The sequence below is a fragment of the Hoyosella rhizosphaerae genome, assembly GCF_014643175.1.
In the GTDB taxonomy this organism is placed as follows: Bacteria; Actinomycetota; Actinomycetes; order Mycobacteriales; family Mycobacteriaceae; genus Lolliginicoccus; species Lolliginicoccus rhizosphaerae.
This window is the reverse complement of sequence record NZ_BMJH01000003.1, coordinates 492,377-504,128: the sequence shown is the minus strand read 5'-3', so window position 1 is coordinate 504,128 and position 11,752 is coordinate 492,377. Positions and strand designations below refer to the sequence as shown.

Genomic DNA, 11,752 nt, shown 5'->3' with positions numbered 1-11,752 from the left:
CGTCATGGAGCGTCAACACATAGCAGCGATATCGAAACTGCTTGGGCGAAACCCCTTGATATCTGCGAAGGAAATCGCCCGAGAACTCAATGAACCTGGGCTGACGCGATCGATTGTCAATCGCATCCTGTACGGAAACAGGGACGCATTCACAGTCATTGACAGTCAGATTCCGCCTCTGTGGAAATTGCGTGCAGAACCCGAAACTGCCGCTTACCCCGACGATGGCGGAACAGTGACAGTGGACAGTACTGGTGCGCCGCTGGTGCCGTCCGCGAGTGACACACTCATCGCACAGCCGTGGGCACGTACTGAGCCCGAGACGCCAGCGCAAGGCGGCAACGCAAACCTTGGCACGTATCAAGGACCGCCACTCAGGGCATGGCAAGCCGAGGCCTTCGAAACGTGGCAGAAAAACAACCGCAGAGGAATCGTCGAAGCCGTCACAGGAACCGGCAAAACCGCTGTAGGAATCGCAGCAATTGTGGCAGCAGTAGACGACGGACGCAGAGCCGTCGTCTTAGTACCAGGACTAGACCTGTTGCAGCAGTGGCAGAAAGCAATTGCCGAAGCGGTGCCGTCCGCGAATCTTGAGGCACTAGGCGGTGGAGCAAAGCCAGAAAACCCCCACTGGGACGTACTGATCGCTACTGTCCAATCAGCATCACGGAGAAACATCTTCGGATCCACGGGAGCGGTCGGAGCTCTGGTGGTAGCCGACGAAGTACACCGCTACGGCGCTTCCGAATATGCCAAAGCACTACTCGATGACTTCACGTGGCGACTCGGGCTCACAGCCACACTGCACCGCAGTGACAACGCCGTCGTCGAGATCCTGGCGCCGTACTTCGGACCAGTAATCCAAGGATGTGACTACAAACGCGCAAAGAAGGACGGCATCATTGCGCCCGTCAACGTCGTCACCATTGGTGTCGACTTCCTCCCCGTAGAACGTGCCCGGTACGACAAAGCCAGTGAAGTGTGCCGAAAAGCCCAGCAACGACTCGTCTACGACTTTGGGTTGCCCGAAGAACCATATGGCGAATTCATGAAGCACGTACAGCAGCTCGCTAAAAGTGACTTCAGCCAGCCCACCATGACTGCGCAACGGTATCTCAAGAGCTTACAAGAACGCAGAGAAGTGCTTGCCGAATGCAAGGGCAAAGTAGCACTGGTGCAGGAACTTCCAGCCGAGGTTTTGCGCTCCACTCGATCAATTTTCTTCACAGAACGAGTGGTCACAGCAGGACAAGTCCAACATGAGCTCGGCGCACTCGGTGTCGACGTTGGACTGTTGCGATCAGGGCTGACACCAGCGAACAGGACCGATATTCTCAACGATTTTAGGTCAGGAAAATTGCAGGCCGTCGCAGCCCCGCGAGTTCTGGACGAAGGCATCGACGTGCCCGATGCGCAGTTGGGTTTCATCCTCGCCGCGAGCCGTAGCCGGAGGCAGATGATCCAGCGAATGGGCCGAATAATTAGACCGAAAAACAACGGCGGACGGGCCGTCTTCGTCGTCGCCTACGTTAAGGACACAACCGAAGATCCCGACAAAGGTGCGCACGAAACATTTTTCAACGAGCTCACCACCATCGCAGACGAAAAGGTCACTGCTGGTCCTGACGACCTTCCGTTTCTACTGCGGGACTGGCTCGACATGGCCCCTCTGGGTTCGCCTGACTCGACGCACAAGCGCACCCCTGAAACCCTTGACGTTGCGGCCAACGAATCGGCAGCAACCGAATCACCATCACTGAAACCCGAAGGGCAAGCCCCGGAACAGCCGGAAGATCAACCGGCAGAACGAGAACCATCCCTCTCGATGAGCGTTGACGTTGCGAGCTACATTCGTTCTGTCGGTGGAATCGCTACGTGGGAGGAGCTACTCGAGAATGTGGCCAGTCCTGAACATACCGTCAGTGAAGCGGCAAGAATGATCCTCAGCAGCGACCCGATGCTGACGGTGCGTGAGCTTGGCGTGACTAAAGTCGCGGTGTACGGAAGGCATTCGGAACGGGCACTGGATACGATTTCAACGTGGGCGTCGGGGCCGGATCCAGTAGGAAATCTGCTCACAGTGACCAGATCGCTATCCCGGTGGCAAGTGCAGCCCGAACGTCTATTACATGCAGCCGCTGCCGCACGTGGGTGCACGGTTGTTGGACTACTTACCGTTGACTCCACTGACCATAAGTAACTTGTGTTCCTTGCACCTTCCACGCCGCACTGCCGTTGACTGATGTACCGGTGATGACAGTCGCTGACGTTGTCGCACTGGGAAAAGTGTGGTCCCGAGTGAATCGACCAAGCCCACTCTCACGGTCAACGGCTATTACCCCGTTTTTGCACAGAATGTCGATAAGTGAACGCACAGTGCGACCAGCTGATGGAGTGGTTTCGCCGCGCATAGTCGACCCTTCCAAGATGACGAAGCGCCCACTAACTTTTCTGGCATAAGCCCGGTAGCCAAACCGCTGCGACGTTAATTCGAAACAGCAGGCGCAGTAGTGCTGTGATGATCGACCTGAAAACGAGGAACAAGTGGCAGGGCGAGCGCCATCGACGTGATGGCTTCCGGAGTCAACTCAGTCGCACCGAAAGATTCCAAGGTTGCACGCATGAGCGCTTCGCGATCAGTGGTGCCAATAGTTGCGGCATGAAATGCCATTACCTGCGCAATCTCCCTTGGCGGCACGTCACTGATTGACCGGCTTCCGAGGCGCCGCGGATACGCTTCGGGCTGATCCGGCATGCGGAACGTCAGGCGTAAAGGATCGGCGAGGCCAAGCTCATCCTCCACAACAAGTTCTGGCAAGCTACTTGCCGACGCCAAGGTCACGTTTAGTGTCGCCGCAGCGACAACTCGGTCGGGTTCAGGAACTGCCTGCAAACAGAGCTCGCGCAACCGCGCACCAGTGACGGGCCCTTCTGCGCGAATGATCTCGACAAAGGCGGCACGGGACTGAGCATTGTTTAGCTCCAACACGTGCGGCACGCTGCCTGTGAACTCACGGTATTCATCGACCAGTAGCGAGGGCTGAGGTTCTGTGTCAACAGCAGCGGCGTTCTCCGAGTCAGATTCCGGCGGTAGTTTGGTTTCCGTTTCCGGTTCGGACTTGATTTCAGGTGGAGTCTCGACCTGAGCCACCACCGCATCAACAGGGTTGGCGGCAATGCCCAGCTCGTCAAGCGCCGAGTACAGCCGGTCAAGGACACTGCTGCGGTTTCGCCAGTAGGAGGATGCGCGTATGCGAAAGAAGTGCCACCCCGAGCGTTCCAAATCTCGCTGCAGCTTCAGTTGACTTTCATAGTGTTCAGGACCTGACCACGTATCGTTCTGGCATTCGATTGCCAATCGTGCGCGTCCGCCGACAACGACAAGGTCGATGGGGTAACCGTTGACATTTCGTTTCGGATCCACCCGATAGCCCTGAGCGGTGAGGTGCCAGTACACGTTTTGCTCAAGCAAATTATCGAAGGGTTCGACGACTGAGTCTTCTGTGACGTCGATTGCTTCGAACTCAAAATCAGTACCCTGATTTTCAGCGATTGCGTAGCAGTAGCTAAGTAGCTGAAAACGCATGTCTTCTTTGTTCGGCAAGCTGCTCAACGGTACTGAGTGGTAAAGCCACAGTTGGTCTTTCGCGCGCGACACAGCGACGTTGTACCGCTGTACATACATTGTGGCGGTCAGGGACTGAATCCTGGCACCCGGTGCTGCCACCATCGACAGGAAGATGACGTCTCGCTCAGATCCCTGAAATGCTTCAGCGTCCCCGCAACGCAACTCTCGGTCCGCCCATTGGTTGGACTCGATCCGGTCGAGTAGCAGCTTTTCGATCAGTTTCGCCTGGTGCTCGCCCTGTAGTGAGACTATTCCAATCGTTTTGCCGTCGTAGGCCGGATCCTCAAGGCAAGACACCACCTGATCCACAATAAGTTGTGCTTCGACTGGATTTGTTTTGTTCGTCGTACCCTCGGTGAAGCCATCACTGGCGTAGACAACCTTGATGGGGTCGAGACGGTCGGCGCCATATTGGCGTACAGGAACAAGCCGGATATTGGAGGGTTCGTAGGCAATCCGGTTGGAGAAGCCGATAATCTCTGGGACACACCTGCGGTGTTCGGTCAGTGTGATGCGCCCGCCGAACCGCATCACGGCGGCGTCGAAGAAGCTGTGTTTGGGATCCTGCCAAGCGGCACGGTACCGATCGTTTGGCAGCAACTGAAGTGCGAGGTCACGTAGTGGTTGTTCTTCGACGCCGACCGCAGCGGGGGAGACTTGCTTGTCGTCACCGATCACGACGATTTTAGGAGCGAGGTACTGCAGGAATGTTCCTTCGACCCCGGCTTGTGACGCTTCGTCGACGATCACAACGTCGAACATGTTCTGTGTGACTTCGAGTTGTTCAGCTATGCGGTAGATCGGCATAATCCACACGGGAACGGCATGCCGACACCGATCCATCGCTTCGCGCACCTCGGCGAGCCTCGTTGCAGCAAGCTTTCCCGTTCCCTTGCCGTAGCGATGCACGCGCTGAACATAATTGGCCAGATCCGCTTTAGTTTTTCTGGTCATTCGCTGCGGGGACACTGCATGATCCCAGGCCCGCGTGGCAGCAAGTTTTTCTGCGAGCGACCGGACACGATCTTCTGAGCTGCTGATGTGGTGCTGGATTTCGTTTATTTCTGTTTGCTCAAACGATGCGAGCCACGTACCGAGTTGTGCCCATTGCCAGGCTTGTTCGAACTGTTCGAGCTGCGGGAGTAGGTCGCTTGCCGACCCTTTATGAAACGCTGAGACCAATGCGGGGGCAACGGCAGTTAATGCGTCGTCGAGGTCGACGCGAACTTCAATTGCGTGCTTAACCTTGGTGAGGCGGCGGAGGCGCGACACTAGGTCGACGTACCGTTCGGGATCTCGTCGCGCGATCGCGGTTTCAAGGTCCTGCATGACTTTCGCAGGCCGTGGCTGTTGCGCCTCTCTGGTGACCTTCCTGTGAAGTTCACTCAGCGGCGTGTGAGATTCAAGCCAGGCGTCATGAGCAGTTGCGGCATCTACCAAGCTGGCGTATTGCTGCACCGACGCTAAGTCGTTCCAGTTGGGGCGAGGCAACCCCAAGTCAGACAGCTGCTGAGCCTCATCATTAAGTTCGTCACCAAATGCGAGAACCTTGTGGAGCTGATCGAGTTCGGTGAGATGCCAATCAAGCAGTTCAAACAACGTGTCCTCGTGTGGGGCGCTCACATTCGTTGGCCACGCAGCATCAAGGCGATCAAAGTTGTCATAGACCCTCGCTGCAGTGCAGACCGCAGTGAGTTGTTGCTCAGTGGTAGGCGGTAGACCGTCAACACGCACACCATCAAAGAGAGCCCGAGATTCTTTCACCGCCTTTGGTGAAAAGGCGCCAATCTTCGGGGACCCATCAGTGTGAACCTTGATTCCGCCTTTTGCCGCAATGTGTTGAAGTAAGTTCTGCGCGAGTCGAGACAGAATCGCACGTTCACCACTGCTTATCACCACCTTGATGTTCTGCAATTGCTGAACCTGTGGCGCTGTCAATTCCGTGAGCTCAGAGATCACATTTGCGCGAGATTGCCATTGTCGTGCTCGGCCCGCTCGCACATCACGTAACGCGTCATTCATCCATTGTTCTTGCCGAGCCTCAAACTCTGCTGCAGCGCGTGCAATCCGCTTCATTCGGTGCTGCAAATCAAGCCGCTGGCTGGGAGGGAGCTGTGAAATCGCCTCAAAGGCTGCGTGCTCGGTCAGTGAATGGTGAATCTTCTTTGCCTCGGCTGCGACTCTCTCGTCGAGACATAACCGCGTGAATTCCTCGGGCGCGGGGATGTCATCTTCAGTGATGCGACACGTCTGCGCTTCCACTGCATCTGCATCGATTGAATCATCCGAAAACAACGACACCCACAGCGCAATTTGGTTGTTTGACAGCGGCGCTTGATCAGCAGGATCGGGGTGTACGAAGGATAGGAGCCATTCATGAGCGGGCCGTTCCGCTTCGTAAGTTTGGGCGAGTGCTGCGCGGGTGCCTTCGTATTCCCCAAATGAGTGAAGCCGGACCTCCTCAGCGCGAATTTCGCGCACCAGCTGCAGTAACCGTTCTCGTTCATCAAGCTGGTCGTTAAGACGCTGGAGCAGCACATGTTCTTGACTCCGCGTCTTCGCAGAATCGTGGGTGTCACTGCGCTCCGAAAGAAACTCAACAGCAGTTCGCAGATCACTCATATCGTCGCGAGAGCTACCCACTACCGCAACGCTGAGCGGCTTGATCTGCTCGGGTAGTTTCCCGCGCACTTCACGTAGAGCCTGATCAGTTTTTGCGGTCACCAATACCCGTTTGCCCTGGGCGAGCAGATGAGTAAGAAGTGCCGCCGCGGTATGCGTCTTCCCAGTTCCGGGCGGACCTTGAACAACGGTATGCGCAGATTCATTCACGCTGTGCACAATGCGAAGCTGAACGTCATTGAGTTGTAGGGGCAGGAACTGTTCTGACCCTCGCCTGACGAGTGCACCTGGCGTGGTATCGGGCGCCACGGAAGGAACATGGTCGGGATCCAGCAAGTTCTTAATGCCTGACGGCACCTCACCTGTGTCCCGGATGTAATCCGAGATTTTGCGGAAGGTGGTAATCAAGCCACGTTGCGAACGCTTGCGAACAATAATGGCAGGGGCGTAGGAAGCTTGGGCATGCGCTGTCATCGGTGGGCGCGTGAGGTCAGAACGGTACGAACCGGCTGGGTCAATTGAGTTCACAAGGCGACGGATCAGACTGCCTGCGGACTCTTCAACGAGAGGATCGACAGCACCTGCGCGCGCTTCGCTCTCCACGTGATTGACTTCGTCGGGCGCTGCAATCAATTTGGGGGACAGCATGTCGTACTCGCAGTTCAACGGCGCAGCCGAGTCACGCACGAGCAATAGGCGTCCGGTATCGGCATCGAAATGAAGGGTCACCGGGGTGGTGAGGACGTGTCGAACGACAGCATCGAACGCTGGGGGATTCCACGCCAAACACCCCACTGCCAGTACAGCCTCAACCGCCTCAGGGCTTCCGGTGACCTGAGCGTAGGCATCAAACAACCGCGAATACAGCTCGCGGACAGGTCTGTCAGCTAATTCGCGCGCAGCCCATTGCTTCCATTCCTCCAGCCAACTTCCCAAGGCCTCCGCGGTTTCAGGGAAATCGCCTAACTTAAGTTCAATCGCATTCCCAGACTCGTCAATTTCTGTAATCCAGGGCAGAACCTGAGGCGACTTTTTCGGGTCCCTAGTGTCACTGCTGCCCACCCAGCAGGAAAGGTTCTTGGGAACCTCAGGAACTGGGTGTGCGGGAACTTTGTTGACGACTAGAAACGGTTCCCCACCTGAAGTCTCATGAGCGACTCGGACAGCGGGATGAGAAGGAAGACTCGCAAACCAAAAAACCGCACCATCACGTTCGTATGAATCAAGCGACGTTACAGTGCGTGACTTCAGCTGCTGAACGCGGGCAAGAAACTCAAAAAGATTCGCTCCACGTTCAACAAGATCGCTGCTCAATCCCACTCCTTACTGTGACACCAGCCGTACGAAAGTCTCACCGTTGCCTAAATAGGTTTTTCTGAAACACTCTGAAATTGGAGGAGGCTCTATTCCGGCAACCTCGCGGCGGGGATGGCTGTTGTGATGGTACCGCCCCTTAACCTCAGTCTGTGACTGCTAATTAAACCGGGAGTGGATCCTATGCGCATTGGGGTGGATAAGTACGTGATGGTTGCTCGTAGTCCCGGGGCGCAGTCCGGACTGCTGCGGTAGCCGCCTGCCGTTCCAACATTGGATAGTCGTCTATCTATGGAGGGCTATACAATCGGCGGGTGAGTATCCCACCGGCAACACGTACAGAGCGTCGAAAAGCCGCAACTAGGAAAGCGATAGTTGATGCGGCGGAGTCGGCAATTGTCGAACTTGGGCCGAATGCTTGGACGCTCGAGGATGTGTCTGAACGCGCCGATGTCGCATTGCAGACAATTTATAACCGTGTGGGGAACCGGTCGGCTGTTCTTGTCGCGGTCGCTGAGCGTGCCCTTGAGGAGAATAGGCAGTACATGGATGCCGCCTATTCGGCCCCCGGCACGCCGGTTGAACGCATCATGAAGGCAGCTCAAGCGTATTTGAACTTTGCGAGGGAGCGTCCAAACCAGTTCCGCATCCTTGCTGATCCTCCGAACGAACCTGAGGCCCTTGAACGCATCGCGGATCTCACTGATGAGCAGAACGGCAAACTCGAAGCGGCCCTTCGCGATGCGGCTGCTGCTGGGCTTACGAACCCAACGGTTGACCCGGCATTGGCGGCCAAGGCGTTGTGGGCAGCCACCAATGGCATCATTAGTTTGAGTTGGCGATCTGACCGTTTACGTGCGGATGAGGACGAGGTCGCACAACTCATTTCAGTAATGTTCGGGCTGTCTTCGGTTTCAGGTCATGCGCCCCGTTTCGGGAGTAGTTCGCACATTTAACCGCGCGCCGCTGAGTTCGCTGGAACGTGGGTGTTGAGGAACTCGAGTTGGTCAGCGACGTTGACCTCGAACGCTTCTCCGACGTAGATGTCGAAATGCCCGTAGTCATAAAGCTTGACCTCGCCACGTGGGGCCTGCGCTGCGTACTTTTTGGTTGGCCCAGCGGGTGCGACGGTGTCAGGCTCGCAGATCGCGAACAGGATGGGGCATTCGACGTTGCGGGCGTATCGGCCGGGGAAGTGTTTGACGATCTGCAACGCGAACCGTGATGCCACTTCTCTGGGTGCGTCGAAGCCATCCGGGATCATGCGTTCAATGCCTGCCACGCTGTCTTCGGCCGTCATCAGCGCGGTTGATCCAGGTGGGCCGTAGACAGCCACCATTACGGGATCTCGTCCGAGCAATGCCCCCGCGGCGTCGGCGATGGCGAGCGCGGTGAGCTTCGTGGAGGTGGCGACAGGTATGGCGGCTGTCGAGGAGATCCCGTTGGTGAAGGGGCATTGCGCGATCGCGGCGGCGATCCGCTTGTCTTGTGCGGCGGTGATTATTGCGTGCCCTCCTCCGAAGGAGGTGCCCCACGCGATGACCTTGTCTGGATCAACGCCATCGAGGGTGCGTGCGTAGGCGACTGCGGCTTTCCAATCTTGGAGCTGGTGTTTAATGTCGAGCAACTGGCGCGGCTCACCGGTGCTGGCGCCAAAGTGTCGATAGTCAAAGACGAGGCACGCGTACCCGGCAGCGGTGAACCGCTCAGCGAAAGCGTCGAGTCTCATCTCTTTCACTGCGCCTAGTCCGTGTGCCATCACGATGATCGGTCTGCCGGAGCTGGATGGTGCGTGGTCGGGGGTGTACAACCAGGCTGCGCAGGTGTCGCCGTCCACCGTGAAGGTGGTGTCAGTACGTGTCATATCAGAGATTGTATGGAAGTAACTCCAGTAATGGAATAGGTTCTAAGACTAGAGTTGGTGCTATCTACGTCACGACTCCCTCACCTCCGCAACCGCACCTTCGTCCGCGTACTTCGCTGATCGGTATCGTCTCTTTAGCTGTTTGAGACATAAAGCGCGGACGTGTGGGGTGGTCTCTGAGAGCATTGCGCGGTGACGACTGCTTCGACTCCTAAAGGTGAGCGCCGTAGGGCGGCCTTGATTCGTGCAGCGTCGGAGCTTTTCTCTGCGGGTGGGGTGGAGGCGGTGACGCATAGGGCGGTGGCTCAGCGTGCGGGTCTTCCGTTGGCGTCGACTACGTATTATTTTTCGTCGCTTGATGAGGTGTTGGTGCTCGCTGTTGAGTTTGGTGGGCGTGCGGAGATTGATTTGTTGAAGCGGCAGCTTGAGGTGGTGTCGAGGCGTAGGCGCAATGCGGATACTTTTTCGTCGTTGCTTGTGGAGTGGCTTGCGCAGGGTTCGGATGCCGAGCCGAGTGCGCAGCGTGCGGAGTTGGTTGCTCGGTATGAGCGGTTTGTGGCGTCGGTGCGGCGGCCCGAGATTCGGCGTGTGACGGGTAGGTTGCGGGCGGAGCGTAATGCGTTAGTTGTGGAGTTGATTGATCGTTGTGGGCGTGAGGTGTCGGCGTCGTCGTTGAAGACGTTGGTGGCGATTGTTGATGGCACGTTGTTGTCGAGTTTGCTTGCTGAGGAACGTGATCCGTTTGCGGCGGTGCGTGATGCGTTGTTCCCGGTGGTGGATGTTTTGGCTCCGACGAAGGGGTAGTGGGTCATCCGCTTTGGGGTGGCGCCGGTGTGACGCATTGGGCGCTGTCGGTGGGTGCTACTAGACTTTCGTGCTGTGACCGCAGATATTGGCAAAAAGCCTGTTCCTAATGTTCTTGCTACCCGCTATGCGAGCCCGGAGATGACCCAGTTGTGGTCCCCGGAGAGCAAGATTGTGTTGGAGCGTGAGCTGTGGGTGGCGGTGTTGCGCGCGCAGAAGAGTTTGGGAATTGACGTCGCTGACGCCGTGATTGAGGCGTATGAGGGTGTTCTTGATCAGGTTGATTTGGCGTCGATTGCTGAGCGGGAGCGGGTGACGCGCCACGATGTGAAGGCCCGTATTGAGGAGTTCAGTGCCCTTGCGGGGTTTGAGCACATTCATAAGGGCATGACGAGCCGTGACTTGACTGAGAATGTTGAGCAGTTGCAGATCAGGCGCGCACTGGAGTTGGTGCATGCGCGTGGTGTTGCGGTGGCGGTGAACTTGGCTAAGCATGCGGCGCAGTATTCGGATTTGGTGATGGCTGGGCGTAGCCACAATGTTGCGGCGCAGGCCACAACTCTGGGGAAGCGGTTCGCTTCTGCTGCTGAGGAAGTCCTCGTGGCGCTGTCGCGTGTACGGGATTTGATTGACCGTTACCCGTTGCGTGGTGTGAAGGGCCCGATGGGTACGTCGCAGGACATGCTGGATCTTTTGGGCGGCGATTCGTCGAAGTTGACGGAGTTAGAGAACGCGGTCGCGGACCACCTCGGCTTCACGAACGTACTTACCAGTGTGGGGCAGGTGTACCCGCGGTCGTTGGATCATGATGTGCTGTCGGCGCTGGTTCAGCTTGCTGCTGGTCCTTCGTCGTTTGCGCACACGGTGCGGTTGATGGCGGGCCATGAGCTGGTCACTGAAGGGTTCCAGCCGGGTCAGGTTGGTTCGTCGGCGATGCCGCACAAGATGAACACACGTTCGTGTGAGCGGGTCAATGGCCTGCAGGTGGTACTGCGCGGGTACGCGTCGATGGCGGCGGAACTTGCGGGTGCCCAGTGGAACGAGGGCGATGTGTTCTGTTCTGTGGTGCGCCGCGTTGCGTTGCCGGATGCTTTCTTCGCTATTGATGGCATGTTCGAAACTTTCCTTACGGTGTTGGACGAGTTTGGCGCTTACCCGGCTGTGGTGGATCGCGAACTTGAGCGGTACTTGCCGTTCCTGGCGACGACGAAGGTGTTGATGGCTGCGGTTCGTGCCGGTGTGGGTAGGGAAACTGCCCACGAAGCTATTAAGGAACACGCGGTTGCTGTGGCACTGGCTATGCGTGAAGAGGGCAAGGAGCCGGACCTTTTGGACCGGTTGGCTGGCGATTCTCGTATTCCGTTGGACCGCGAACAGCTCGATGCGGCGCTCGCTGATCGGACGGCTTTTGTCGGTGCGGCGGAGAAGCAGGTTGCAGATGTTGTGTCGGCCGTGGGCGCGCTGGCGGAGCGGTACCCAACCGCAGCGACGTATAAGCCAGCCCCAATTTTGTAGGTGGT

The 11,752-nt window shown here is 57.2% G+C and carries 7 protein-coding genes; 4 read left to right on the top strand and 3 right to left on the bottom strand.

Annotated elements, in window-relative coordinates; genetic code table 11:
* Positions 1–4 precede the first annotated feature (4 nt).
* Positions 5–2,200, top strand: a complete 2,196-nt coding sequence (locus tag IEW73_RS14100) for a DEAD/DEAH box helicase (protein WP_188676393.1) — start codon at positions 5–7, stop codon at positions 2,198–2,200.
* Here the strand turns inward: IEW73_RS14100 and IEW73_RS16770 are convergent.
* Positions 2,172–2,426 (bottom strand): DUF4357 domain-containing protein, encoded by a 255-nt coding sequence (locus IEW73_RS16770; RefSeq protein WP_504739203.1) that lies wholly within the window; start codon positions 2,424–2,426, stop codon positions 2,172–2,174. The two genes, IEW73_RS14100 and IEW73_RS16770, sit on opposite strands and share 29 nt — an antisense overlap.
* A gap of 59 nt (positions 2,427–2,485) precedes the next feature.
* Positions 2,486–7,564 (bottom strand): PDDEXK-like endonuclease domain-containing protein, encoded by a 5,079-nt coding sequence (locus IEW73_RS14090; RefSeq protein WP_188676387.1) that lies wholly within the window; start codon positions 7,562–7,564, stop codon positions 2,486–2,488.
* A gap of 314 nt (positions 7,565–7,878) precedes the next feature.
* Here IEW73_RS14090 and IEW73_RS14085 point away from each other — a divergent pair, with 314 nt between their 5' ends.
* On the top strand, positions 7,879–8,520 hold the full coding sequence (locus tag IEW73_RS14085) for a TetR/AcrR family transcriptional regulator (protein ID WP_229676015.1): 642 nt from the start codon (positions 7,879–7,881) through the stop codon (positions 8,518–8,520).
* Here IEW73_RS14085 and IEW73_RS14080 read toward each other — a convergent pair.
* The gene (locus IEW73_RS14080; protein ID WP_188676385.1) at positions 8,517–9,428 is read right to left on the bottom strand and encodes an alpha/beta hydrolase; all 912 of its coding nucleotides are present in this window, start codon (positions 9,426–9,428) and stop codon (positions 8,517–8,519) included. The genes IEW73_RS14085 and IEW73_RS14080 overlap by 4 nt on opposite strands.
* A 192-nt stretch (positions 9,429–9,620) precedes the next feature.
* Between IEW73_RS14080 and IEW73_RS14075 the strand changes: the two genes are divergently transcribed.
* Together IEW73_RS14075 and purB are read left to right on the top strand one after the other, a co-directional pair.
* Positions 9,621–10,232: a TetR/AcrR family transcriptional regulator gene (locus IEW73_RS14075; RefSeq protein WP_188676382.1), complete on the top strand. Its 612-nt coding sequence runs from the start codon at positions 9,621–9,623 to the stop codon at positions 10,230–10,232.
* A 75-nt stretch (positions 10,233–10,307) separates the two neighbouring features.
* A complete protein-coding gene (purB, locus tag IEW73_RS14070) occupies positions 10,308–11,747 on the top strand; it encodes an adenylosuccinate lyase (RefSeq protein WP_372433641.1) in 1,440 nt (479 codons plus the stop codon).
* Positions 11,748–11,752: the final 5 nt, after the last annotated feature.